At 72.3% G+C, this 23,651-nt stretch carries 24 protein-coding genes; 23 read left to right on the top strand and 1 reads right to left on the bottom strand.

Going from position 1 to position 23,651, the window contains the following annotated elements; translation table 11 throughout:
- Nucleotides 1-8: 8 nt before the first annotated feature.
- The 17 genes from ACK4TT_RS10800 (at nt 9) to ACK4TT_RS10720 (ending at nt 16,492) form a co-directional block, all read left to right on the top strand.
- Nucleotides 9-1,748 (top strand): DEAD/DEAH box helicase, encoded by a 1,740-nt coding sequence (locus tag ACK4TT_RS10800; protein WP_409640336.1) that lies wholly within the window; start codon nt 9-11, stop codon nt 1,746-1,748.
- 31 nt (nt 1,749-1,779) lie between these two features.
- Nucleotides 1,780-3,402 carry a murein biosynthesis integral membrane protein MurJ gene (gene murJ, locus ACK4TT_RS10795; RefSeq protein ID WP_410212976.1) on the top strand — a complete coding sequence of 541 codons (1,623 nt, stop codon included), beginning with the start codon at nt 1,780-1,782 and terminating at the stop codon, nt 3,400-3,402.
- 119 nt (nt 3,403-3,521) lie between these two features.
- Nucleotides 3,522-4,556: a tryptophan--tRNA ligase gene (trpS, locus tag ACK4TT_RS10790; RefSeq protein WP_409640342.1), complete on the top strand. Its 1,035-nt coding sequence runs from the start codon at nt 3,522-3,524 to the stop codon at nt 4,554-4,556.
- A 101-nt stretch (nt 4,557-4,657) separates the two neighbouring features.
- Nucleotides 4,658-5,134 (top strand): universal stress protein, encoded by a 477-nt coding sequence (locus tag ACK4TT_RS10785; RefSeq protein ID WP_409640344.1) that lies wholly within the window; start codon nt 4,658-4,660, stop codon nt 5,132-5,134.
- Nucleotides 5,135-5,173: 39 nt separating this feature from the next.
- Nucleotides 5,174-5,749: a NifU family protein gene (locus ACK4TT_RS10780; protein ID WP_409640347.1), complete on the top strand. Its 576-nt coding sequence runs from the start codon at nt 5,174-5,176 to the stop codon at nt 5,747-5,749.
- A gap of 43 nt (nt 5,750-5,792) precedes the next feature.
- Nucleotides 5,793-6,419 carry a tRNA (adenosine(37)-N6)-threonylcarbamoyltransferase complex dimerization subunit type 1 TsaB gene (gene tsaB, locus ACK4TT_RS10775; RefSeq protein WP_409640403.1) on the top strand — a complete coding sequence of 209 codons (627 nt, stop codon included), beginning with the start codon at nt 5,793-5,795 and terminating at the stop codon, nt 6,417-6,419.
- Entirely contained in the window at nt 6,416-6,871 is a 456-nt protein-coding gene (locus ACK4TT_RS10770; protein WP_409640350.1) for a GNAT family N-acetyltransferase, read from the top strand. Before tsaB ends, ACK4TT_RS10770 begins: the two co-directional genes overlap by 4 nt.
- Before the next feature lie 34 nt (nt 6,872-6,905).
- Nucleotides 6,906-7,313 carry a Fur family transcriptional regulator gene (locus ACK4TT_RS10765; protein ID WP_409640353.1) on the top strand — a complete coding sequence of 136 codons (408 nt, stop codon included), beginning with the start codon at nt 6,906-6,908 and terminating at the stop codon, nt 7,311-7,313.
- Between the two features lie 60 nt (nt 7,314-7,373).
- The gene (gene miaB, locus ACK4TT_RS10760; RefSeq protein ID WP_410212975.1) at nt 7,374-8,750 is read left to right on the top strand and encodes a tRNA (N6-isopentenyl adenosine(37)-C2)-methylthiotransferase MiaB; all 1,377 of its coding nucleotides are present in this window, start codon (nt 7,374-7,376) and stop codon (nt 8,748-8,750) included.
- Nucleotides 8,747-9,706 (top strand): PhoH family protein, encoded by a 960-nt coding sequence (locus tag ACK4TT_RS10755; RefSeq protein ID WP_409640359.1) that lies wholly within the window; start codon nt 8,747-8,749, stop codon nt 9,704-9,706. Before miaB ends, ACK4TT_RS10755 begins: the two co-directional genes overlap by 4 nt.
- Nucleotides 9,703-10,167 carry an rRNA maturation RNase YbeY gene (ybeY, locus tag ACK4TT_RS10750; RefSeq protein WP_409640362.1) on the top strand — a complete coding sequence of 155 codons (465 nt, stop codon included), beginning with the start codon at nt 9,703-9,705 and terminating at the stop codon, nt 10,165-10,167. The genes ACK4TT_RS10755 and ybeY overlap by 4 nt, the downstream gene beginning before the upstream one ends.
- Nucleotides 10,160-11,089 carry a hemolysin family protein gene (locus ACK4TT_RS10745; RefSeq protein ID WP_409640365.1) on the top strand — a complete coding sequence of 310 codons (930 nt, stop codon included), beginning with the start codon at nt 10,160-10,162 and terminating at the stop codon, nt 11,087-11,089. Before ybeY ends, ACK4TT_RS10745 begins: the two co-directional genes overlap by 8 nt.
- A gap of 14 nt (nt 11,090-11,103) precedes the next feature.
- Complete coding sequence (lnt, locus tag ACK4TT_RS10740; RefSeq protein WP_409640406.1) at nt 11,104-12,711, top strand: apolipoprotein N-acyltransferase; 1,608 nt, start codon at nt 11,104-11,106, stop codon at nt 12,709-12,711.
- 51 nt (nt 12,712-12,762) lie between these two features.
- Nucleotides 12,763-13,185: a helix-turn-helix domain-containing protein gene (locus ACK4TT_RS10735; protein WP_409640368.1), complete on the top strand. Its 423-nt coding sequence runs from the start codon at nt 12,763-12,765 to the stop codon at nt 13,183-13,185.
- 123 nt (nt 13,186-13,308) lie between these two features.
- On the top strand, nt 13,309-14,529 hold the full coding sequence (gene metK, locus ACK4TT_RS10730; protein WP_409640371.1) for a methionine adenosyltransferase: 1,221 nt from the start codon (nt 13,309-13,311) through the stop codon (nt 14,527-14,529).
- 28 nt (nt 14,530-14,557) lie between these two features.
- A complete protein-coding gene (gene trmB / locus ACK4TT_RS10725) occupies nt 14,558-15,238 on the top strand; it encodes a tRNA (guanosine(46)-N7)-methyltransferase TrmB (RefSeq protein WP_409640373.1) in 681 nt (226 codons plus the stop codon).
- A gap of 192 nt (nt 15,239-15,430) precedes the next feature.
- Nucleotides 15,431-16,492, top strand: coding sequence for an aspartate-semialdehyde dehydrogenase (locus ACK4TT_RS10720; RefSeq protein WP_409640376.1), 1,062 nt, complete (start codon nt 15,431-15,433; stop codon nt 16,490-16,492).
- A gap of 21 nt (nt 16,493-16,513) precedes the next feature.
- Here the strand turns inward: ACK4TT_RS10720 and ppa are convergent, their stop codons facing one another.
- Complete coding sequence (ppa, locus tag ACK4TT_RS10715; RefSeq protein ID WP_409640379.1) at nt 16,514-17,047, bottom strand: inorganic diphosphatase; 534 nt, start codon at nt 17,045-17,047, stop codon at nt 16,514-16,516.
- A gap of 247 nt (nt 17,048-17,294) precedes the next feature.
- Here ppa and ACK4TT_RS10710 point away from each other — a divergent pair, with 247 nt between their 5' ends.
- The 6 genes from ACK4TT_RS10710 to ACK4TT_RS10685 form a co-directional block, all read left to right on the top strand.
- The gene (locus ACK4TT_RS10710; protein WP_409640382.1) at nt 17,295-17,711 is read left to right on the top strand and encodes a DUF2946 family protein; all 417 of its coding nucleotides are present in this window, start codon (nt 17,295-17,297) and stop codon (nt 17,709-17,711) included.
- Between the two features lie 92 nt (nt 17,712-17,803).
- Nucleotides 17,804-19,912 (top strand): TonB-dependent receptor, encoded by a 2,109-nt coding sequence (locus ACK4TT_RS10705; protein WP_410212974.1) that lies wholly within the window; start codon nt 17,804-17,806, stop codon nt 19,910-19,912.
- Between the two features lie 191 nt (nt 19,913-20,103).
- Nucleotides 20,104-20,646, top strand: a complete 543-nt coding sequence (gene rimP / locus ACK4TT_RS10700; RefSeq protein WP_409640388.1) for a ribosome maturation factor RimP — start codon at nt 20,104-20,106, stop codon at nt 20,644-20,646.
- A 13-nt stretch (nt 20,647-20,659) separates the two neighbouring features.
- Complete coding sequence (nusA, locus tag ACK4TT_RS10695) at nt 20,660-22,375, top strand: transcription termination factor NusA (protein WP_409640391.1); 1,716 nt, start codon at nt 20,660-20,662, stop codon at nt 22,373-22,375.
- Between the two features lie 22 nt (nt 22,376-22,397).
- Nucleotides 22,398-23,066 carry an RNA-binding protein gene (locus ACK4TT_RS10690; RefSeq protein ID WP_409640394.1) on the top strand — a complete coding sequence of 223 codons (669 nt, stop codon included), beginning with the start codon at nt 22,398-22,400 and terminating at the stop codon, nt 23,064-23,066.
- A 67-nt stretch (nt 23,067-23,133) separates the two neighbouring features.
- Nucleotides 23,134-23,651 (top strand): IF-2-associated domain-containing protein (locus ACK4TT_RS10685; protein WP_410212973.1); only part of this gene is annotated, 518 nt, incomplete at its 3' end.

Below are 23,651 nucleotides of genomic sequence, written 5' to 3'. Positions count from 1 at the left end.
GGAACCCCATGCCCTTCCCCGACACCCACCCGGCGCTCGCCCGGGCCCTCGCCGCACGCGGCTATGCCGAGCCGACCCCCGTACAGGCCGCCGTGCTGGAGGCTGAGGCCGGCCGCGACCTGCTCGTTTCGGCCCAGACCGGCTCGGGCAAGACCGTGGCCTTCGGCCTGGCCGCCGCACCCGCCCTGCTGGGCGAGGCCGAGCGGTTCGAGGCGCCGGCCGCCCCGCTCGCCCTGGCCATCGCCCCCACCCGCGAGCTCGCCCTGCAGGTCGCCCGCGAGCTGGAATGGCTCTACGCCGAGGCGGGCGCGCGCATCGTCACCTGCGTCGGCGGCATGGACGCCCGGCGCGAGCAGCGGGCCCTGGCCGCCGGCTGCCACATCGTCGTCGGCACCCCCGGGCGCCTGCGCGACCATCTGGAGCGGGGCAATCTCGACCTCTCGGGCCTCAGGGTCGCGGTGCTCGACGAGGCCGACGAGATGCTGGACCTGGGCTTCCGCGAGGACCTGGAGGAGATCCTCGACGCGACCCCGCCTGCCCGGCGGACCTTTCTGTTCTCGGCCACGCTCGCCAAGGACATCGTCGCCCTGGCCCGCCGCTACCAGCAGGACGCCGTGCGGATCGACACGGTGCGCCGGGACCAGCCGCACGGCGATATCGAGTACCGCGCCGTGCGCGTGGCGCCGAACGAGCTCGAGAACGCCGTCGTCAACATCCTGCGCTACTTCGAATCCCCCAGCGCGCTGATCTTCTGCGCCACCCGCGAGGCGGTGCGGCACCTCTATGGCGCCCTGCGCGAACGCGGCTTCCCGGTGGTCGCGCTGTCGGGCGAGATGGGCCAGAAGGAGCGCTCCGACGCCCTGCAATCCCTGCGCGACGGCCACGCCCGGGCCTGCGTCGCCACCGACGTGGCGGCGCGCGGGCTCGACCTGCCGGACCTGGGCCTCGTCATCCACGCCGAGCTGCCGGTGAACAAGGCCGCCCTGCTGCACCGCTCCGGCCGGACGGGCCGCGCCGGGCGCAAGGGCGTCTCGGTCCTGCTCGTGCCTTACACGCGCCGCCGCAAGGCCGAGATGCTGCTGAACGCCGCCGGCGTCGAGGCCCAGTGGTCCGGCGCCCCCACCGCCGAGGAGATCCGCGAGCGCGACCAGGCGCGGATGCTGGAGGATCCGATCCTCACCGAGGCCCCGTCCGACGAGGACCTGGCCCTGGCGCGCAAGGTGCTGGAAGGCCGCGCGCCCGAGGCCGTGGCCGCCGCCCTCGTTCGCCTCTATCGCGCCCGCCTGCCCGAGCCGGAAGAGATGTTCGAGCAGGTCCCGGAACGCCAGGCCGGCCCGCGCGAGCGTCCGCCGCGCGAGCCCAACGTCATGGTCGGCGACGGCGTCTGGTTCCGGCTGCCGGTCGGCCGCGCGCAGAGCGCCGACCCGAAGTGGCTGGTGCCGCTGATCTGCCGCCTGGGCCACGTGACCAAGAAGGACATCGGCCAGATCCGCATCTTCGACCGCGAGACCAAGTTCGAGATCAGCCCGCAGGCCGAGGCCCGCTTCCGCGAGGCGGTGGCCTCCAACGACCGGGCCGAGATGCGTGTCGAGCCCTCCGGCCCGCCGGGCGAGCGTCCGGCCCGTCCGCCGGGGAAGGGCCCGCCGTCCCGCAAGGGACCGCCGCATAAGGGACAGCCCCCCAAGGGCGGGCCCCGGCGTGGTCCGCCCCCCAAGGGCGGCAAGCCGCCCCGCCGCGAGCGCGCTTGACGGCGGCCCGCACTCAGCCGACCAACACCCCGTGAGCGACACCCCGCGCGAGACCCCGCAGAAGAAGGGCGGCCTGATCCGCTCGTCCGCGATCTTCGCGGGGCTGACCCTGGTCAGCCGGGTGATGGGCCTGGCCCGCGACCTGGTGATCACCGCGAGGCTGGGCGCCAGCCAGACCATCGCGGCCGACGCCTACTACACGGCGCTGGCCTTCCCGAACCTGTTCCGCCGCATCTTCGCCGAGGGCGCGTTCGCCGCAGCCTTCGTCCCCAGCTATTCGCGCAAGCTCGCCGCCGAGGGCGAGGAAGCGGCCGACCGCTACGCCGCCGACGCGCTCGCCACCGTGGCCGCCGCCACCGTGGGCCTGACCATCCTCTGCCAGCTCGCCATGCCGTGGCTGATGTACGTCATCAACCCGGGCTTCGCGGACGATCCGGCCAAGTTCAAGCTGGCCATCGTGCTCACCCAGATCACCATGCCCTACCTGCCGTGCATGGCGATCGCGGCGCTCTATTCGGGCGTGCTGAACGCCCATGGGCGGTTCATCGTCTCGGGCTTCTATCCCACCATCCTGAACGCCGTGATGCTGGCCGTGGTGCTGCCGCAGCACGATCCGGTGCGCGCCGCCTACGCCGCCTCGATCGGCGTGGTGATCGCCGGTGTCGGCCAGGCAGGCCTGTGCTGGTGGGGCGCGAGCCGCACCGGCGGCCGCATCCGGCTGGTGCGGCCCAGCCTCACCCCCGAGATGAAGCAGATGATCCGGCTGGCGGTCCCCGCCGCCATCGCCAACTCGGCCACCCAGATCAACATCTTCATCTCCGGCATCCTGGCGTCGCAGGTGGACGGCCTTCGGGTGTGGATGAACGTCGCCGACCGGCTCTACCAGCTCCCCATGAGCCTGGTGGGCGTGGCCATCGGCGTGACCCTGCTGCCCAGGCTCTCCACCGCCCTCCAGAAGGAGGACCACGACGACGCCCAGACCGCCATGGACCAGGGCCTCGTCTGGGCGCTGGCGCTCAGCCTGCCGGCGGCGGCCGCGCTCATGGCCATGCCGGTCTATCTGATCGACGGCCTCTTCACCCGGGCCGAGTTCGTGCGCGCCGACGCCGTGGCCACCGGCCAGCTCCTCTTCCACTACGGCTGGGGCGTGCCGGCCTTCGTGCTGCTGCGCATCCTGCAGCCCGCCTTCTTCGCCCGACAGGACACGCGCACCCCCATGCGCGTCTCGCTGATCTCGGTGGGGGTGAACGTCGTCCTGGGCGTGACCCTCTTCTACACCGTGGGCTTCTGGGGCATCGCGGCGGCCACCAGCATCGCGGCCTGGATCAGCGTCCTCCAGATGTGGACCGCGCTCGGCCGCCGCGGCGTCTACCGGCCCTCGGCCACGGCGATCTTCAAGGTCGGCCGGGTCGCCGCCGCCAGCCTGGTCATGGGCGGGCTGCTGGCTGTGGCCGCCCACTTCCACGCCGTTCTGGAGGCGCCCCTGCGCGGCCTGCCGGCCAAGGAGATCGTGGTCCTGACGCTCAGCGCCGCGGGCCTGGCCCTCTATCCGGTGCTGCTGTTCTCGTTCGGCGGGGTGACGGTGGCCGAGGCCAGGGCCCTGCTGCGCCGTCGCAAGGGCGACACCGCCCCGCGCGCCGCGGACTTGCCCTGAGCCGCGTCCCGGCCTATTCGCCTGCCATGGCTTTGCAGACTTGGCGATGGCGCTGACCCGCTGACCCGTCCATTCGGGCCTTGCGCCCGCACGTCCATTCCTTCCAGAAGCCTGAATCCATGACCGACCAAGCTCCGGCCCCCTACGCGGGCCCCGAACGCGTGCTCTCCGGCGTGCAGCCGTCCGGCGACCTGCACCTGGGCAACTATCTCGGCGCGCTGGCCAAGTTCGCCCGCATCCAGCACCAGTTCCCGACCTTCATCTTCGTGGCCGACCTGCACGCCATCACCGTGTGGCAGGACCCGGCGAAGCTGAAGCAGCAGGTGCGCGAGATCGCCGCCGCCTACCTGGCGACCGGCCTCGATCCCAAGGTCGCCAGCATCTTCGCCCAGTCGGCGGTGCCCGAGCACGCCGAGCTCGCCTGGGTGTTCAACTGCGTCGCCCGCCTCGGCTGGCTCGACCGGATGACCCAGTTCAAGGAGAAGAGCGGCAAGCACAAGGAGCGCTCCAGCGTGGGCCTCTACACCTACCCGGTGCTCCAGGCGGCCGACATCCTGATCTACAAGGCCACCCACGTGCCCGTGGGCGAGGACCAGAAGCAGCACCTGGAGCTGACCCGGGACATCGCCCAGAAGTTCAACAACGACTTCGCCGCGCCGGGCTTCTTCCCCCTGCCCGAGCCGCTGATCCAGGGCCCCGGCGCGCGGGTGATGAGCCTGCGCGACGGGTCGGCCAAGATGTCCAAGTCGGACCCCTCGGACCAGTCGCGGATCAACCTGACCGACGACGCGGACGCCATCGCCGCCAAGGTGCGCAAGGCGCGCACCGATCCCGACCCTCTACCCGACACCGTCGCGGGCCTGGAGGGCCGGCCCGAGGCCCGCAACCTGGTCGGCATCTACGCCGCGCTGGCGGGCAAGACCGACGCCGAGGTGCTGGCCGAGTTCGCCGGCCAGGGCTTCGGCGCCTTCAAGCCGAAGCTCGCCGACCTCGCCGTCTCGGTCTTGGCTCCGATCGGCGGGGAGATGCGCCGCATGCTGGCCGATCCGGCCGAGATCGACCGCATCCTGGCCGAGGGCGCCGGCCGGGCCCGCGAGATCGCCGTGCCGGTGATGGCCGAGGTGAAGCGCCTGGTGGGCTACTGGGCGGGGTGAACCTGCCTCCCCCGCCGCTTCGCGGGGGAGGTAAAGGCGGTCTCGAAGAGATTGCGTCGCGTCGCGGCCCGCGCCACGTTCGGACCCAGGAAGGGCTACCCATGAGCAGCAAGCGCAAGTTCCTGGTCGTCGCCGACGACTCGCCGGAGTTCCAGGCGGCCCTGCGGTTCGCCTGCCGCCGCGCGCGGTCGACGGGCGGGCACGTGGCCCTGCTTCGGGTGATTGAGCCCGCCGTCTTCGAGCACTGGTCGGGCGTCCGCGACGAGATCGAGCGCCAGCAGCGCCAGGAGGCCGAGGAGGACCTCCAGGACTGCGCCGAGCGCGTCCTGGCCGAGACCGGCCTGCCGCCCGAATTCCTGATCGTCAACGCCGACAGCGTGCGGGCCGCCCTCAAGCAGGTCCTGACCGAGGACGAGGACATCAAGATCCTGGTGGTCGCCGCCGCCGTCGGCGGGCGCGGCCCCGGGCCGCTCGTCTCCTCCATCGCCAAGGACGGGGTCCGCTGGGGCGACCGCAAGGTGCCGATCACCATCGTGCCGGGCGACCTCACCGACGACGAGATCGCCGACCTCGCCTAGCGGCTTGCGCCTGGCCGCGTCGGACGCCACATCTGGCCCATGTTCATCCAGACCGAAGCCACGCCGAACCCCGAGGTCCTGAAGTTCCTGCCCGGCCGCACGGTGCTGGGCGAGGGCACGCGCGACTTTCGCTCGGCGGACGAGGCCGCCGCCTCGCCGCTGGCCGCCGACATCTTCGACATCGAGGGCGTCACGCGGGTGTTCTTCGGCCCCGACTTCCTCACGGTGGGCAAGCACCCGTCCTTCGACTGGCCCCACCTGAAGGCGCCGGTGCTGGCGGCCATCATGGACCACTTCACCTCGGGCCGGCCCCTGTTCGCCGAGGAGGGCGCCGAGGCCGGCGGCCACGACGAGGGCGTCTACGAGGGCGAGACCGCCCAGATCGTCGCCGAGATCAAGGACCTGCTCGACACCCGCATCCGCCCGGCCGTGGCCCAGGACGGCGGCGACATCCTGTTCCACCGGTTCGACGTCGAGACCGGCGTCGTGTGGCTGAACATGCGCGGCGCCTGCTCGGGCTGTCCGTCCTCGTCCGCCACGCTGAAGGCCGGGGTGGAGAACATGCTCAAGCACTACGTGCCGGAAGTGACCCGGGTCGAGCAGACCGCCGGGTGAGCCTTCCCGCGCCCGGGCCGATCGGCTACCCCACCCGCAGATGATCGTCCTGGGGCTCGACACCTGCCTGAACGCCTGCTCGGTCGCCGTGCTCGACGGCGAGCGGGTGGTCGCGCACGCCCGCGAGGTCATGGCCCGGGGCCACCAGGAGCACCTCGCGCCCATGGCCGAGGCCGTGATGGCCGAGGCCGGCCTGCCGTTCTCGGCGATCGGGCGCGTCGGCGTGACCGTGGGGCCGGGATCGTTCACCGGCCTGCGGGTGGGCATCGCCTTCGCCAAGGGCCTGGCCGCCGCCCTGGGCGCCGAGACCGCCGGGGTGGGGGCCCTGGAGGCCCTGGCCGCCGAGGCCACGGGCCTGGTGGCCGCGGCCGTCGATGCGCGCCGCGACCAACTCTATCTGCAGGTCTTCGACGCGGGCCGTCCGCTGATGGCGCCGGATGCGGTCCCGCTGCCGGTCGCCGCCGCGCGCCTGGCCGAGCTTGCCATGGGCCGTCCGCTGACCCTGGTGGGGTCGGGCGCGCCGCTGCTGGCGCCCGCCGTCCTGGGGGCAGTCCTGCTGACGCCCGAAGGCTGCGACGCCCGCAAGGTGGCCGCCCTGGCGGCCGCGCGGGCGCCCGGGCCGCTGAAGCCGCTCTACCTGCGCGCGCCCGACGCCAAGCTTCCGGCATGAAGCTCGTCCCCGCGACCCCCGAAGAGGCGCCCGCCATGGCCTCGGCCCACGCCCAGGCCTTCGACCGGCCCTGGGACGAGGCCGCCTTCCGCGACCTGCTGGCCTCCACCGGCGTGTTCGGCTTCCTGGCCGACGGCGAGGATCCGTCCGGCGTCGTCCTCTGCCGGACCATCGCCGGCGAGGCCGAGATCCTGACCCTGGCCGTGCCGCCCTGGGCGCGGCGCCGCGGAATCGCCAAGGCCCTGATGGCCGCCGCCCTGGGGACGGCGCGCGAACTGGGCGCCAACTGGGCCTATCTCGAGGTGGACGTCGACAACGCCGCAGCCGTGGCCCTCTACGAAGGTCTGGGGTTCGCCCGCGCCGGCCTTCGGAGAGCCTACTACGACCGCGGCGCGGCGGGACGCGCCGACGCCTTGGTCATGCGGCTCGACCTTACGTCGCCGCATCAGTAGACCTATCCTTACGGAAGAGAGCCGGAGCCGAGCCGTGGATCGTATCGAGAAGCTTTGCCTGGAGAAGGGCATGCGCATGACCGAGCAGCGCCGGGTGATCGCCCGCGTGCTGTCCGCGGCCACCGACCACCCCGACGTGGAGGAGCTGCACCGGCGGGCCCACGCCGTGGACCCGCACATCTCGATCGCCACCGTCTATCGGACCGTCCGCCTGTTCGAGGAGGCGGGCATCATCGACCGCCTGGACTTCCGCGACGGCCGCTCGCGGTACGAGGAACATTCCGGCGATCACCACGACCACCTGATCGACATGAAGACCGGCAAGGTGGTGGAGTTCGTCGATCCCGAGATCGAGGCCCTGCAGGAGGCCATCGCCCGCAAGCTGGGCTACAAGCTGGTGGACCACCGGCTCGAACTCTACGGCATGCCGATCGAGGAATAGCCGGCCCCCGCGCGGGGAGCGAAACTTGCGCCGGCCCCGGCGGAACCCCATAAACCCGCCATGTCCGAGCAAGCGCCCGCCAAGCGCCTCTACATCAAGACCTACGGCTGTCAGATGAACGTCTACGACAGCGAGCGCATGGCCGACGTCCTTGCGCCGCTGGGGTATGGCGTGACCGACGATCCGGCGGCGGCCGACCTCGTGGTGCTCAACACCTGCCACATCCGCGAGAAGGCCACCGAGAAGGTCTATTCCGAGCTCGGCCAGATCAAGCGGATGAAGGACGCCCGCCGGGCCGAGGGCCAGGCCATGACCATCGCCGTCGCCGGCTGCGTCGCCCAGGCCGAGGGCGAGGAGATCATGCGCCGGCAGCCCGCCGTGGACCTCGTGGTCGGACCCCAGGCCTATCACCAGCTCCCCGAACTGATCGCCCGCGCCCACCGCGCCCGCGGCGAGCGGCTGGCCGCCGACTTCGCCCCCGACGAGAAGTTCGACGTCCTTTCCACGGATCGCCGGCCGACGGGCGTCACCGCCTTCCTCACCGTGCAGGAGGGCTGCGACAAGTTCTGCACCTTCTGCGTCGTGCCCTACACTCGGGGCGGCGAGTGGAGCCGGCCTGCGGAGGCCATCGAGGCCGAAGCCCGGGCGCTGGCCGGCAAGGGCGTGCGCGAGGTCACCCTGCTGGGGCAGAACGTCAACGCCTATGACGGCGGGGGCGGCGAAGGGGGCGGACTGGCCGGCCTGGTCCGGCGCCTGGCGAAGATCCCCGGCCTCGACCGCATCCGCTACACCACCAGCCACCCGCGCGACATGGACGAGGCGCTGATCGCCGCCCACGCCGAGGTGCCGGAGCTGATGCCCTACCTGCACCTGCCGGTGCAGGCGGGCTCGGACCGCATCCTGCGGGCCATGAACCGCGCCCACACCGCCGAAGGCTACCTGAAGGTCATCGAGAAGGTCCGCGCCGCGCGGCCGGACATCGCCATCTCGGGCGACTTCATCGTGGGCTTCCCGGGTGAGCGCGAGGCCGATTTCGAGGCGACGCTCCAGCTCGTCCGCGAGGTGGGCTACGCGGCCTGCTTCTCGTTCAAATATTCCCGCCGTCCGGGCACGCCCGCCGCCGCCCTGCCGGGCCAGGTGGCCGAGGAGGTCAAGGAGGAACGGCTCCAGCGTCTGCAGGCGCTGCTGGCGGAGCAGCAGCTCGCCTTCAACGCCGCCCAGGCGGGCAAGGTCCTGCCGGTGCTGTTCGAGAAGCCCGGCCGCCATCCGGGCCAGCTCGTGGGCCGCAGCCCCTATCTGCAATCGGTGCATGTGACCGCGCCGGATCGACTGCTCGGCCAGATCGTTCCGGTGAAGGTGGAGAGCGGCGGCCGCAACAGCCTCGCCGGGGTTTTGGCCGGGGTCTTGGCCGGCGTGCCGGAACTGGAGACGGGGTGAGCCGCGCGCCCGAATTCATCGCCCTGTCAGACGCCGCCGTCCGCGCGGTCGCGGGCGCGAACAGCCGCCACGCGGCCCTGATCGAGGACGCCTTCGGGGTCCTGGTGGAGACGCCCGGCGGCGGGGTGTCGCTGAGCGGCGACGCCAAGAGCCGGGGCCTGGCCAAGAAGGCTGTCCACGCCATCGCCGAGCGCGCCGACCAGGGCCTGGAGGTGGGCGAGGCCGACGTCCGCGTGGCCATCGGCCAGGTGCGCACCGGCTCGGGCGCCGCCCCCGGGGCCCTGCCGGTGGGGCGCCGCGGGCAGGTGGCGCCCAAGACCGCGACCCAGGCCAAGTACCTGGACGCGCTCGCCAAGTGCGAGATGGTGTTCGGCCTGGGCCCCGCCGGCACGGGCAAGACCTTCCTGGCCGTGGCCCATGGCGCGGGCCTGCTGCTGCGCGGCGAGGTGGACCGGCTGATCGTCTCGCGCCCGGCCGTCGAGGCCGGCGAGCGCCTGGGCTTCCTGCCGGGCGACCTGACCGAGAAGGTCGATCCCTACATGGCTCCGGTCTGGGAGGCCCTGACCGACATCCTGGGCGCCGACCAGCTCCGCCGCCGGCGTGAGAAGGGCGAGATCGAGGTCGCCCCCATCGCCTTCCTGCGCGGCCGCACGCTCAGTCACGCCTACATCATCGTGGACGAGGCCCAGAACGCCACGCGCCTGCAGATGAAGATGGTGCTGACGCGGCTGGGCGAGGGCGCGCGCATGGTCATCACCGGCGACCCGAGCCAGATCGACCTGGTGAACCAGTTCGATTCGGGCCTGGCTCACGCGGTCGGCCTGCTGGAGGACGTGAAAGGCATCGGCGTGGTGCGCTTCTCGTCAGAGGACGTGGTCCGCCACCCGCTGGTGGAGCGGATCGTGCGCGCCTACGACGCCGACGCGGCGCGCCAGCGGGGCGGACGGCCGTCTTGATCGACATCGAGGTCGAGGACGCCGCCTGGACGTCGGCCCTGCCTGACGCCGAGGCCCTGGTCCGCCAAGCCGCCGAGGCCGCGCTGGCGAGCGAAGGCGCGGACGGCGAGGGCGTCACCCTGCTGCTCGCCGATGACGCGGCGGTGCGCGAGCTGAACGCCCGCTTCCGGGATAAGGACGCGGCGACCAACGTGCTGTCGTTCCCCGCCCCGCCGAACCCCGAGCGGCACCTGGGCGACGTGGCCCTGGCCTTCGGCGTCTGCGCCCGCGAGGCCGACGCGCAGGGCAAGCCGCTTTCGCATCACCTGCAGCATCTGGTCGTGCATGGCGTGTTGCACCTTCTCGGATACGACCACATGAGCGAAGATGAGGCCGAGGTGATGGAAGGCCTCGAACGTGTCGTGCTGGCTGGACTGGGGGTTCCCGACCCCTATGCGGCTGGCGAGGGAGAGCATGACTGACCCCGATCCTTCGAGTAGGCCCGGCCCGCGCCGCCGTCGCGGGCTGATGGGCCTCGTCGATTTCTTCCGCGGCCCCGCCGAGGCGGCGGCCGACGAGGGGGGCGAACCCGACACCGAGACCGCGGGCGAGCTGGTCCGCCAGGCGCGCGTCTTCCAGACGCTGCGCGTCGAGGACGTGATGAAGCCCCGGGCCGACATCGTCGCCGTGGACCGTTCCTGCACCTTCGCCCAGCTCGTGGCCCGCTTCGTCGAGGCCGAGCACAGCCGGATGCCGGTCTACAAGGAGACGCTCGACGAGCCGGTGGGCGTGGTCCACGTGAAGGACGTCTTCCGGCTGCTGGCGCGCAAGAGCCGCAAGCCCAAGCCCGAGGACCAGATCCTGCAGGGCCGCTACCAGATCGTCCGCAAGGTGCTCTACGTGCCGCCGTCCATGGCCGCCGCCGAGCTGCTGACCCTGATGCGGGCGCGGCGCACCCACATGGCCCTGGTGATCGACGAGTTCGGCGGCACCGACGGCCTCGTCACCCTGGAGGACCTGCTGGAGAAGCTGGTCGGCCAGATCGCCGACGAGCACGACGAGGAGGCCGACGCCGGCTTCGCGCCCATCGTCGAGGACGACGACGGCTGGATCGCCGACGGCCGCGCCCCGCTGGAGGAGCTGGAGCACGCCATCGGGAACGGCGTCGACCTGGCCCCCGCCGACCTGGACGAGGAGATCGAGACCGTCGCCGGCCTGGTGAACGCGCTCGCCGGCCGCGTGCCGCAGCGTCGCGAGCTGATCGAGCATCCCGACGGCTATTCGATCGAGGTCCTGGCCGCCGACCCGCGCCGTGTGAAGCGCGTCCGCGTGCGCCGCGCCCGCTCCGCCACGCAATCCGCGCCCCAATCCAGCCCGTCGTCCACCCCTCGGGCGCAGGCGTGAGCGGAATCCTGGGGGTGAACCGGGGCGTGTTGCGGCCGGGCTGGCTCCTGAGGTTCTGGACCCTGCTGGCGGGCCTGGCCGCCGGCCTGGCGCATCCGCCCTTCGCCGTGCTGCCCGGCCTGCTGGGCTTCGCGGTGGTGCTGCTGTCGCTGGAGGCCGACAGCGGCCGCCCGCTGCGGTCGGCCTTCTTCCGCGGCTGGCTGGCGGGCCTGGGCTATTTCGCCGTCTCGGTCTGGTGGATCGTCGAGCCGTTCCTGGTGGACGTGCGGGTCCACGGCTGGATGGCCCCCTTCGGCCTCGTCTTCCTGGCGGGCGGACTGGCGCTGTTCTGGGGCCTCGCCGGCCTCGCCTATCGGGTCCTGCGGCCGGAGGGCGCCTGGAAGATCCTGGTCTTCGCGGGGTGTTTCGCGGGGCTCGAGTGGCTGCGCGGCCACGTCCTGACGGGCTTCCCCTGGGACCTGCCGGGCGAGGCCTGGCGCGCGGGCTCGGCGCCGTCGCAGGCCGCGGCCCTGGTCGGCGCCTACGGCCTGTCGTGGGTCACCCTGGCGATTGGCGTGGCGCCGGCCGTCTTCGCGCTGAAGACCTCGCAGGTCCAGAAGATCGCCGCCGGGGCCCTCGGCCTCGCTCTCCTCGCAGGCCTGTACGGCCACGGCGCCGTCCGTCTGCGCGGCGCCGATGCGGCGCCGGCCAATCCCGACGCCGACGCGCCCCTGATCCGCATCGTCCAGGCCGACATCGACCAGAAGGACAAGTGGAAGCCCGAGAACCTGCGGCTGATCTTCGACGCCTACGCCGGCCTCACCCGCAAGCCCGGAGCGGCCCATCCCGACATCGTCGTCTGGCCCGAGGGCGCCCTGCCGGCCGTGATCGACGACCTGCTGGCGCCCGGCTCGCTCTACGGCCCCCTGCTCCGCGACACCCTGGCCGAGGGCCAGACCCTGCTGATGGGGGCCAACCGCGCCGAGGCCGTCCCCGGCGGCGACGTGAAGTATTACAACAGCCTGGTGGCCTTCCGGCGCGAGAACGAGGGCCTGCGGGTCACCGGCGTCTACGACAAGCACCGCCTGGTGCCGTTCGGCGAGTACCTGCCCCTGGGCGAGGCCATGACCCGGCTCGGCGTCCGCAGCCTGGTCCACATGCCCGAGGACTTCAGCGCCGGCCCGCCGCCCGGGCCGATCGCGCCGTGGGGCGCGCCGCCCGTGCAGCCGCTGATCTGCTACGAGGCGCTGTTCCCCGGCTTCGCCCAGAAGGCGGCGCGGGAGGGCGTTCGGCCCACCTGGATCCTCAACATCTCGAACGACGCCTGGTTCGGCCGGACCTCCGGGCCCCTGCAGCACCTGAACATCGCCAGCTACCGGGCCATCGAGGAGGGGTTGCCGATCGTGCGCTCCACGCCCACCGGCGTCTCGGCGGTGATCGACGCCTACGGCCGGGTGCTGCCCGCCGCCCGGCTGGGCCTGGGCGAACTGGGCGTCATCGATGCGCGCCTGCCGTCCGCCCTTCCGCCCACGCCCTACAGCCGCCATGGCGACCTGGGCTTCTTCGGCATGCTCGCCCTTTCCGCGATCGCCGCCTTGATCAAGCCTATTGGGCGAGCACGCGCGGCGCGCGTGGTGATCTGACGCACGCTGAGGCTGTTGCGATTTCTCCAAGCTTCAGTATGCCCTTTCGGCATGACGACGTTTTACGACACCGAGCACGACGGCCCCAACCCGGTCGACCGCCACGTGGGCCTTCGCATCCGCATGCGCCGCAAGGAACTGGGGATGAGCCAGGAGCGCCTCGCCGAGGCCATCGGCCTGACCTTCCAGCAGGTGCAGAAGTACGAGCGCGCGACCAACCGCGTGAGCGCTTCGAAGCTCTGGGAAACGGCCCGGGCGCTGAAGACGTCGATCTCCTACTTCTACGAAGGCCTGGCCGAGCCGGCGGAAGCCGAGCTCGACGGCCACGCCGGCGCCGTGCAGGCCTTCCTGTTCAGCCACGAGGGGCTGGAGCTGGCTCAGGCCTTCCCGCGGGTCCGTCATCCCCGGGTGCGGCGAAAGATCCTCGATCTCGTCCGCACGCTCGCCGAGGCCCGCGAGACCGTCGACGCCTGACACCGGGCGCCCCAAGGTTCCTTGGCGGCGCTTGTTGGGACATAAAGATTTCTTTATAGGCTTTGGCGACCTGATGACCGGCCGCGCGCGTCCGCGCGGCCCCACGTCCTGGAGCTAAGCGTCTTGAGCCGTTCCAACTACATCTTCACCAGCGAGGCCGTGTCCGAGGGCCATCCCGACAAGGTGGCCGACCGCATCTCGGACACCGTCGTCGACGCCTTCCTGGCGGTCGAGCCCGAGGCCCGCGTGGCCTGCGAGACCCTGGTGACCACCAACCGCATCGTGCTGGCCGGCGAAGTCCGCGCCGGGCGTCCGGGCGGCTCCAAGGCCGACAACAAGGCGCTCACCAAGGAGATCGTGAAGTCGCTGGAGCCCAAGGTCCGCGCCGCGGTGAAGGACATCGGCTACGAGCAGAAGGGCTTCCACTGGCAGAAGGCGAAGTACGCCTGCTTCCTGCACGAGCAGTCGGCCCACATCGCCCAGGGCGTGGACGCCTCCGACAAGAAGGACGAGGGCGCCGGCGACCAGGGCATCATGTTCGGCTACGCCTGCGACGAGACCGCCGAGCTGATGCCGGCCACGCTCCAGTACTCGCAGAACATCCTGAAGCGCCTCGCCGAGGTGCGCCACTCGGGCGAGTGCCCGGTGCTGGAGCCCGACGCCAAGAGCCAGGTGACCATCCGCTACGAGGACGGCCGCCCGGTCGAGGTGCTGAAGATCGTCATCTCGACCCAGCACAAGAAGCGCCTGGGCCTGCACATCGCCACGCCCAAGCGCGTCGCCGAGGTGATCCGCCCCTACGTCGAGGCGGTCTTCCCCGAGGGCCTGCTGACCAAGAAGACCAAATGGCTGGTCAACCCGACGGGCCGCTTCGAGATCGGCGGGCCGGACGGCGACGCCGGCCTCACCGGCCGCAAGATCATCGTCGACACCTACGGCGGCGCGGCCCCGCACGGCGGCGGCGCGTTCTCGGGCAAGGACCCGACCAAGGTGGACCGTTCGGCCGCCTACGCCTGCCGTTACCTGGCCAAGAACGTCGTGGCCGCGGGCCTGGCCAAGAAGTGCACCATCCAGATCAGCTACGCCATCGGCGTGGCCGAGCCGCTCAGCTTCTACGTGGACACCCACGGCACCGGCGAGATCGACCCGGCCAAGCTGGAGCTGGCCCTGCCCGAGATGATCGGCGGCGCGACGCCCCGGGCCATCCGCGAGCACCTGGGCCTCAACCGGCCGATCTACGCCCGCACGGCGGCCTACGGCCACTTCGGCCGGCAGCCCGACAACGAGGGCGGCTTCTCCTGGGAGCGGACCGACCTCGTGGAAGAGCTGCGCAAGCTGGCCTGACCCGGCGAGGGGCGCTAAAGCGCGCGCCATGACCGCCCCCCACCCGCCGCTCCGGTCCTTTGGCCGGCTGAAGTCGCGCGCCATCAAGCCGCGGCAGGCCGCGCTGATGGACACCCTGCTGCCGTCGCTGCGGCCGCCGGCCGGGCCCTTCGATCCGCGCGCGCTCATGCCCGGCGCGGCCGAGGCCTGGCTGGAGATCGGCTTCGGGGGCGGGGAGCACATGGCCGCCCAGGCCGCGCGCCGGCCCGATGTCCTGCTGATCGGCGCCGAGCCCTTCCAGAACGGGGTGGCGAGCGCGCTCCGCCACATCGATGAGCAGGGTCTCACGAACGTCCGCGTCCACGACGGCGACGTGCGCGAGCTGATCGCGCGCCTGCCCGACGCCAGCCTCGACCGGGTGTTCATCCTGTTCCCGGACCCCTGGCCCAAGGCCCGCCACAACAAGCGCCGCCTGGTCCAGGCCGACACGGTGGCCGAGCTCGCCCGCGTGCTGAAGCCGGGCGGCAGGCTCCGCTTCGCCAGCGACTGGGCCGACTACGTGGACTGGAGCCTGGAGCGCATCCTGAAGGACGGCCGGTTCGACTGGACCGCCCACCGCGCCGACGACTGGCGGGTCCCGCCGGCCGACCACGTCACCACCCGCTACGAGGAGAAGCGCCTGGGCGACTGCGCCCCGGTGTTCCTGGACTTCGTGCGGCGGCCCGGCTAGACAGCGCCGCGATGTCTTTCGCCCCGACCCTGACGATTACCCGCAAAACGACCCGCCTCGGCGGGGCGTTGGCCGGTGCGCGCAAGGTCTGACAGCGAGCATCTGGATCAAGCCCCGCCGAAGCGCGGGGCGGCCACTTCCCATCTCACCGGCTGGTCCCCGCGCCTCCGCGACCTCAAGGAGACGCCTGAGATGACTTCCGAGACGACTTCCCGATTTTCCCGCTCCCGTCCGCCCCGCGTGGGCGTCGTCGGCGCCACCGGCCTGGTCGGCGGCCTGATGCGCGAGCTGCTGGCCGAACGGGACTTCCCGCTCTCGGAGCTGCGCCTGTTCGCCTCGCCCCGCTCGGCGGGGTCGCGCCTGCCGTTCAGGGGTGGCGAGTTCGTGGTGGAGGACGCCGGGAGCGCAGACTACGCGGGCCTCGACATCGTGTTCTTCTCGGCCGGCGGCGAGGCGTCGCGCGCCTTGGCTCCCCGGGTGGCGGCCGCGGGCGCGGTGGTGATCGACAACTCGTCCGCCTGGCGCGGCGACCCGCAGGTCCCGCTGGTGGTCTCCGAGGTCAACGCGCACGCGCTCTCCGACATCCCCAAGGGCATCGTCGCCAACCCGAACTGCACGACCATGGCCGCCATGCCGGTGCTGAGGCCGCTGCACGAGGCCGCCGGCCTGAAGCGGCTGGTGGTCTCCACCTACCAGGCCGCCTCGGGCGCAGGCGTCGCGGGCATCCGCGAGCTGGCCGAACAGGTCCGCGCGGCCGGCGCCGAGATGGAAGGCCTGGCGCGGGACGGCGGGGCCGTGACCTTCCCGCCGCCCGCCAAGTGGGTCGCGCCGCTGGCCTTCAACGTGGTTCCGCTGAACTACCGCCTGGCCGAGGAGGGCTACACCGAGGAGGAGGTGAAGCTGCGCGACGAGACGCGCAAGATCCTGGATATCCCGGGCCTGCCGGTCTCGGGGACCTGCGTCCGCGTGCCGGTGTTCACCGGCCACGCGCTGTCGATCAACGCCGAGTTCGAGCGGCCCGTCTCCGTGGAGCAGGCTGCGGCGCTGCTGGCCGCCGCGCCGGGCGTCGTGCTGGCCGACGCGCCGAACCCGCTGGCCGCGACGGGCCAGGATCCGGTGTACGTCGGCCGCATCCGGCGCGACCCGACGGTCGAACACGGCCTCGCCCTGTTCGTCGTGGGCGACAACCTGCGCAAGGGCGCGGCGCTGAACGCCGTGCAGATCGCCGAGGTCCTGCTGGACCGGGCCGGCTGAGCCTGGCTGGGACGGGGGCCTTTAGGCCTCCGTCTCGTAGCGCTCGATCGAGGCGCGGATCAGGTCGGCGGCCTCTTCAGGATCGGCCCAGCGGACGATGTCCACGCTCTTGCCCTTCTCCAGGTCCTTGTAGTGCTTGAAGAAGTGGGCGATCTGCTCGGTCAGGATCGAGGGCAGGGCGCGCCAGGAATCCACGCCCGCGTAGAACGGGTGCAGCTTGTCCACCGGAACGGCCAGGATCTTCTCGTCGCCGCCGGCCTCGTCGCGCATGATCAGCGCGCCGACCGGGCGGGCGCGGATGATGGCGCCGGGCACCACCGGCGTCGGGCCCACCACGATGATGTCCATCGGGTCGCCGTCGTCGGCCAGGGTGTGCGGGATGAAGCCGTAGTTGCCGGGATAGAACATGGCGGTGTGCAGGAACCGGTCGACGAAGATCGCGCCGGAGTCTTTGTCGATCTCGTACTTCACCGGCTCGCCGCCCTGCGGAATCTCGATCAGGGCGTTGACGTCGTAGGGCGGGTTCTCACCGACCGGGATCTTGGAGAGGTCCATGGGGAGCTGGCCTTTCGCGAGGACACACAAAGGGAGAGGGCGGCTCTGTGGGGGAAGTCCCGCCTTGAGTAAAGGTCCGCCGAACGTCGGAGACGGAGGATGGGATGCTAAGGACCGCTTCCCGCGCCTGCGGCGCGCTGAAGGCCCGATGTCGCGGCGCATACCGCATCGAGGCCGAGGGCCCCATCGCGCAGATGGACTGATCGTCGCAGGGCAGGACGCGCAGCTCTGCTGTAGGACGCACTCCGTGACCTCCGCCGCGCGCCATTGCCGCACCTTCGCCCGCCTCTGGCTGGCGCTCGCCTGCCTGGCCGTGGCGATCAAGGTTCTCGTGCCGCCGGGCTTCATGGTGGCGCGGCCGGTCAACGACATGCCCTTCCCGCTGGTCCTCTGCACGGCCCAGGGCATGGTGACGGTCGATCCGGGCGCGCCCGTCGACCAGGAGCGCGGGGACGACCCCGCCGGCCGTGCCGCCGACCACGGCCCCTGCGTCTTCGCCGGCGCCCAGCACGCCGCTCCGCCGCCGGGCCTCGACCATTTCGTGGCGGTGGAGTTCGCCGCCTACGCCGCGCCCGCCGCCGCGCCGTCCGTCTCCCTGGCCCCCGGCCGCGGCCTCGCCGCGCCGCCGCTGCCGGCCCGCGGACCCCCCAGCCTCTCGATCTGATCCGGGCCGCCCGCGCGGTCCGCGAGCCTCAGCCTGCATCGAGAAACCAAAAAAGGGGAGCGCGCCGGCGTCGGCGCGCCGCAAGACCGCACATGAAACTCCGTCTCCTCGTCTCGGGCGCGTTCGTCGCGCCCGCCGCCTTCCTGTCCGCCGCCGTCCTGCCCGCCGCCGCCTTCGCGGAGACCCAGGACCCGCTCCTGGACGTCATCGTCGTCACCGCCCCGCGCGCGTCCGCGGCGACCCCCGTCGCCGAGGCCGTGGCGCCCACGCCCATCGAAGGTCCCGATCCCACCGCCCTGCTGGCCCGCGTCCCCGGCGGCGCCCGGGTCGGCAACGGCGCGCTCTCCGGCCAGGCCCAGTACCGGGGCCTCTTCGGCCCGCGCCTGAACCTGCGGGTGGACGGCCAGAGGTTCGCCTCGGGCGGCCCGAACCTGATGGACCCGCCGTTCCACTACGCGCCGACCTCGCTGGTGGCCGCGCTGGAGGTGGACCGGGGGGTGAGCCCGGTGCGCGCGGGTCCGGGCCTGGCCGGCGGCATGAACGCGGTTTTCAAGCGCCTGGACTTCACCGACGGCGGCGTGCGGACGGGCTACGACCTGACCGCCGAGGCCCGATCGGGCGACGACAGCGGCTCGGTCGGCGGGATCGCGGGCGCCGCGGGCGAGGCCTGGCGCCTGAACCTGCTGGGGGCCTATGACAGGGGCCAGGACGCCGAGTTCCCCGGCGGGACGATCCGCGCCAGCCGCTACGAGCGCGGTGTGTACGGCCTCTCGGCCGGCGCGCGGGCGAACGGCCAGGAGCTGTCGCTGGACCTGCGCCGCCAGCACACCGGCCCCACCGGCAACCCGCCGTTCCCGATGGACATCCGCTACTTCGACGGCGACTTCGCCCGCCTGGGCTGGCGGGGCGCGTTCGGGGACATCGAGGCCGAGGCGGCCGCCAGCTACGCCGGCATCGACCACGGCATGGACAACTTCAACCTCAGGCCCGGCCCGGCCTCGCCGATGGACCGCCGCGACGCCCTGGCCAAGGCGGTGACCCGGGCGGCCGAGGGCGCGGTGTCGTTCCCGCTGGCCGGCGGGCGCCTGCGCCTGGGCGGCGACGCGGAGGCGGTCGACCGGAACGTCCAGATCCTGGCGCCGGCCAATCCCGCCTTCCTGGTCACCAGCCTGCCCGACGTGGAGACGGCCCGGACCGGCGCCTACGCCGAATGGACCGGGGCGCTGGGGCCGGTGATGGGCGAGCTCGGCCTGCGCGCCGACCGCCATGAGGCCGACGCCGGGCGCGCGGTCCTGGGTCCCGCGCTCGCCGCCGGCCCGGTCGCCCTGGCCGCCGCCTTCAACGCCGCCGACCGCGCCCGGGAGGACGACACGGTCGACGCGGTGGCCCGCTTCTGGACGCCGCCGCGCGACGGCCTGTCCTGGCGGCTCACCCTGGCCCGCAAGACCCGGGTCCCCGGCTATGTGGAGCGCTATAGCTGGCTGCCCGGCAACACCAGCGGGGGCCTGGCGGACGGCAACATCTACGTCGGCGACATGGGCCTCGATCCCGAGGTCGCCTGGATCGCCGAGGCCGGCTTCGACTGGACGGGCGATCACGCCTACCTGCGGCCCACGGCCTATGTGCGCGAGGTGGACGGCTACATCCAGGGCGTGCCCTTCGACGCCACGCCGGGCGTGCTCGACACGCTGCAGGAGCGGGTCGCGGCCATGAGCGGCGATCCCACCCCGCTGCGCTTCGCCAACGTGGACGCCCGGCTGTGGGGCATCGACGTGGCCGGCGGCGTGAAGCTCGCGCCGCGCTGGCGGCTGGACGCCGTGGCCTCGTACGTGCGCGGCGAGCGCCGCGACGTGTCGGACAACCTCTACCGCATCGCCCCGCCCAGCCTGACGGCGGCGCTCAGCTACGACGCCGACGCCTGGAGCGTCACGGCCGAGACCCGGCTCGTGGCCGACCAGGCCAAGGTCTCGCGGACCAATGGCGAGCATCGCACGGGCGGCTACGGCGTGGTCAGCCTCTACGGCGACTGGCGGGTGCGCGAGGGCGCGCGGCTCTCGGCCGGCGTCGAGAACCTGCTCGACCGCCGCTACTCGGACCACCTGGCCGGCTACAACCGCGTCGCCGGCTCGGACGCGCCCCTGGGCGCGCGCCTGCCGGGGACGGGGCGCAGCCTGTTCCTGCGGCTGTCCATGGCGCGCTGATGGCCCTGCGCCCGCCGTTTCCTGACAAGGGACGCGGCGGGCGCAGACCAGCCCGAATGCAACGGGGCTTCCAAGAGCGCCGCTCTGCCGCTATATTCAGCTCCAACATCGCTGATCGCGCTGGATAGCGCCTTCAAGCGGCGGGCTCCGGCCCGACCGCTTTTTTCTTTGCCGGAGGCCTGGGTCTCGACATGCGCGGGAAGACCGCCGAGGACCTGAAACTGCTGGAGATGCTCGATCCCGTGGCCGAGGCCGTGGGCTACGAGATCGTGCGCCTGCGCCTGATGGGAGGCGAGCGCAACCAGCGGCGGCTGCAGATCATGGCCGAGCGTCCGGATGGCGACATGAACGTCGAGGACTGCGCCCGCCTGTCGCGCGCCGTCTCCGAGGTGCTGGACGCCGCCGACCCGATCTCGGGCGAATACACCCTGGAGGTCTCCTCGCCCGGCGTCGACCGGCCCCTGACCCGGCTGAAGGACTTCGACACCTACGAGGGCTACGAGGCCCGCCTCGAACTGGACCGCCTGGCCGAGGGCCGCAAGCGGTTCCGGGGCGTGCTGGCCGGGGTCGAAGGCGATCAGGTGGCCATCGACCTGGAAGGCGAGGAGGAGACCGCGCTCGTCCCCTTCGCCTGGATCGTCGAGGCCAAGCTGGTGCTGACCGACGAACTGATGAAGCGGGGCGCCGAAACGCGCGCGGCCCGCATTTCCGACGAACAACAGACTTCCGAGTAGAGGGACAGACCCCATGAGCCTGACCGGCATCTCCGCCAACCGGCTTGAACTGCTGCAGATCGCCGAGGCCGTGGCCCGCGAGAAGGCGATCGACAAGGAGATCGTCATCGAGGCGATCGAGGAGGCGATCCAGAAGGGCGCCCGCGCCCGCTACGGCGCCGAGCACGACATCCGCGTGCACATCGATCCCAAGACCGGCGAGACCACCATCAAGCGCGTGGTGACCGTGGTGGCCGACGACGCCCAGTTCGGCGGCGGCGTCGATCCCGACACCGGCGAGGAACTGCCCTTCGAGGAGCCGCCGGGGATCATCCGCCTCGCCGACGCCAAGCGCCGCGACAAGGACGCCGTGGTGGGCAAGGTCTACGAGGAGCTGCTGCCGCCGTTCGAGTTCGGCCGCGTCCAGACCCAGATGGCCCGCCAGGTGGTGATGGGGAAGGTCCGCGACGCCGAGCGCGAGCGCCAGTACGAGGAGTACAAGGACCGCGTCGGCGAGATCGTCAACGGCACGGTCAAGCGGGTCGAGTACGGCAATGTGGTCGTCGATCTGGGCCGGGGCGAGGGCATCATGCGCCGCGACCAGTCGATCCCGCGCGAGAACTTCAACATCGGCGACCGGATCCGCTGCTACATCTACGACGTCCGCCGCGAGACCAAGGGCCCGCAGATCCTGCTGTCGCGCGCCCACGGCGGCTTCATGGCCAAGCTGTTCGCCCAGGAAGTGCCCGAGGTCTACGACGGCGTCATCGAGATCCGCGCCGTGGCCCGCGACCCCGGTTCGCGCGCCAAGATGGCGGTGGTGTCGAACGACAGCTCCATCGACCCCGTGGGCGCCTGCGTCGGCATGCGCGGTTCCCGCGTGCAGGCGGTCGTGGCCGAGCTGCAGGGCGAGAAGATCGACATCATCCAGTGGAGCCCGGACGACGCCACGTTCATCGTGAACGCGCTCGCGCCGGCCGAAGTCTCCAAGGTGGTGATGGACGAGGAAGACGAACGCGTCGAGGTGGTGGTGCCCGACGAGCAGCTGTCGCTGGCCATCGGCCGCCGCGGCCAGAACGTGCGCCTCGCCTCGCAGCTCACCGGCTGGCAGATCGACATCATGACCGAGAGCCAGGAGAGCGAGCGCCGCCAGCGCGAGTTCACCGAACGCACGGCCCTGTTCCAGGAAGCCCTGGACGTGGACGAGGTCATCGCCCAGCTGCTGGTCACCGAGGGCTTCGCCACCGTCGAGGACGTGGCCTACGTCGACAGCTCGGAAGTCGCCGCCATCGAGGGCTTCGACGAGGACACGGCCGAGGAGATCCAGACCCGCGCCCGCGAGTACCTGGAGAAGGAAGCCGCCGAGTACGACGCCAAGCGGCGTGAGCTGGGCGTCGAGGACGGCCTGCTCGAGATCGAGGGGATCACCCTGCCGATGGCCGTGGCCCTGGGCGAGAACGGCGTGAAGTCGGTCGAGGACCTGGCCGGCCTGGTGCCCGACGACCTGCGCGGCTGGTTCGAGACCAGGAACGGCGAGCGCGTGCGCGAGCCCGGCATCCTCGAGAGCTTCGGCCTGGATCCCCAGGACGCCGAACTCCTGATCATGCGCGCCCGCGTGGCCATGGGCTGGGTCGAGGCCCCCCCCCCGGAGGAGATCGAGGAACTGCCGGCCGAGGATCTGGAGGCGGCCGAACCGACCGCCGAGGACCTCGCCGAGGCCGAGATGGCCGGCGAAGCCCGCGACGCCTGAAGGTCGGGGGAGGTGGCCCAGCATGGAGACAACCGCCCCTAGGGCCGCCACCCACGCCGAGGCGACGCGCGAGCGCGAGCGGCGGGACATCGTGTCGGGCGAGGTGCGCGACGAGGCGGCGCTGATCCGCTTCGTCGTGGGCCCGGGCGGCGACGTGGTTCCGGACCTCGCGCGCAAGCTGCCGGGGCGCGGCCTGTGGGTCGCCGCCGACCGCGAGTCCGTCACGGCGGCCGCCCGCAAGGGCCTGTTCGCCCGCGCCGCCAAGGCCAAGGCGCAGGCGGCGCCGGACCTCGCCGATCTCGTCGAAGGCCTTCTCAGGACACGGCTTTTGTCGGGGCTGGGTCTTGCGCGGCGGGCCGGCGACCTTACCTCGGGGTTCGAGAAGGTCTCCGCCGCGATTTCATCCGGAAAGGCCGCCTGGCTGATCGAGGCGCGCGACGGCGCCGCCGACGGCCGTCGCAAGCTCCTGGCCCTGGCCCGGAAGCAGCCTGAGCCGCCCCGGCTCGTCGGCCTCTTCACCGCCGAGGAATTGGGTTTGGCCTTGGGCGGCGAGAATGTGATACACACCGCCTTCCTTGCGGGGCGAGCCGCCGAGCGTTGGGCGCAGGACGTCCAGCGCCTGTCGGGCTTTTGCCCGCTCCTTCCTGAGGATTGGCGCGAGGAGCCTAAAGAGGCGAAGCGGGAGCCTTAGGGGTTTCCGCCCGTCGACCGTTTGAGAGATGGCCGGGATCCGCCCGGTCGGTGAGTAAAGCGAGCGCATGAGCGACGAGAACAACAACGGCCGCAACTCCGCCCCGGGCGGACGCCAGCCCCTGACCCTGAAGCCGCGCGCCGCGGGTTCGGTCAGCTCGGGCACGGTGAAGCAGAGCTTCAGCCACGGCCGGACGAAGACGGTGGTCGTCGAGACCAAGCGCGCCCGGCCGCACGTGGCTCCGGGCGGCAATCTCGCCGCGCCGTCCGCCGCCGAGCGCCGGGTGTTCGAGCCCGCCAAGCCCGCCGCGTCTTCGGCGCCCCAGGCTCCGCGCGCGCCGCAGGGCGCCGCTGGGGATGGCCTGTCGGCCGAGGAACGCGCCGCCCGCCAGCGCGCCATCGAACTGGCTCGCCAGCAGGAGGCCGAACGCCGCGCCCGCGAGGAGCGCGCCCGGGCCGAGGCCGAGGCCGCCCGCGCCGCCCAGGCCGCGGCCCCGAAGACCGAGCCCAAGGCCGAACCGAAACCTGAGCCGAGGGCCGAGGCCGCCGCGCCGCCGCCCCCGCCTCCGCAGGCGGAAGGCGCGGC

This window comes from Phenylobacterium sp. (assembly GCF_046463815.1).
GTDB lineage: Bacteria > Pseudomonadota > Alphaproteobacteria > Caulobacterales > Caulobacteraceae > Phenylobacterium.
Note: the sequence above shows the minus strand (reverse complement) of the source record. Positions and strands in the feature narration are given on the sequence as shown.

Bases quoted from the DNA above. Each gene is read 5' to 3' on its own strand.
- ACK4TT_RS10800 (WP_409640336.1), top strand. From the start codon at position 9: ATGCCCTTCCCCGACACCCACCCGGCGCTCGCCCGGGCCCTCGCCGCA.
- trpS (WP_409640342.1), top strand. From the start codon at position 3,522: ATGACCGACCAAGCTCCGGCCCCCTACGCGGGCCCCGAACGCGTGCTC.
- ACK4TT_RS10785 (WP_409640344.1), top strand. From the start codon at position 4,658: ATGAGCAGCAAGCGCAAGTTCCTGGTCGTCGCCGACGACTCGCCGGAG.
- ACK4TT_RS10780 (WP_409640347.1), top strand. From the start codon at position 5,174: ATGTTCATCCAGACCGAAGCCACGCCGAACCCCGAGGTCCTGAAGTTC.
- ACK4TT_RS10770 (WP_409640350.1), top strand. From the start codon at position 6,416: ATGAAGCTCGTCCCCGCGACCCCCGAAGAGGCGCCCGCCATGGCCTCG.
- miaB (WP_410212975.1), top strand. From the start codon at position 7,374: ATGTCCGAGCAAGCGCCCGCCAAGCGCCTCTACATCAAGACCTACGGC.
- ACK4TT_RS10745 (WP_409640365.1), top strand. From the start codon at position 10,160: ATGACTGACCCCGATCCTTCGAGTAGGCCCGGCCCGCGCCGCCGTCGC.
- ACK4TT_RS10735 (WP_409640368.1), top strand. From the start codon at position 12,763: ATGACGACGTTTTACGACACCGAGCACGACGGCCCCAACCCGGTCGAC.
- trmB (WP_409640373.1), top strand. From the start codon at position 14,558: ATGACCGCCCCCCACCCGCCGCTCCGGTCCTTTGGCCGGCTGAAGTCG.
- ACK4TT_RS10720 (WP_409640376.1), top strand. From the start codon at position 15,431: ATGACTTCCGAGACGACTTCCCGATTTTCCCGCTCCCGTCCGCCCCGC.
- ppa (WP_409640379.1), bottom strand. From the start codon at position 17,047: ATGGACCTCTCCAAGATCCCGGTCGGTGAGAACCCGCCCTACGACGTC.
- ACK4TT_RS10705 (WP_410212974.1), top strand. From the start codon at position 17,804: ATGAAACTCCGTCTCCTCGTCTCGGGCGCGTTCGTCGCGCCCGCCGCC.
- rimP (WP_409640388.1), top strand. From the start codon at position 20,104: ATGCGCGGGAAGACCGCCGAGGACCTGAAACTGCTGGAGATGCTCGAT.
- nusA (WP_409640391.1), top strand. From the start codon at position 20,660: ATGAGCCTGACCGGCATCTCCGCCAACCGGCTTGAACTGCTGCAGATC.
- ACK4TT_RS10690 (WP_409640394.1), top strand. From the start codon at position 22,398: ATGGAGACAACCGCCCCTAGGGCCGCCACCCACGCCGAGGCGACGCGC.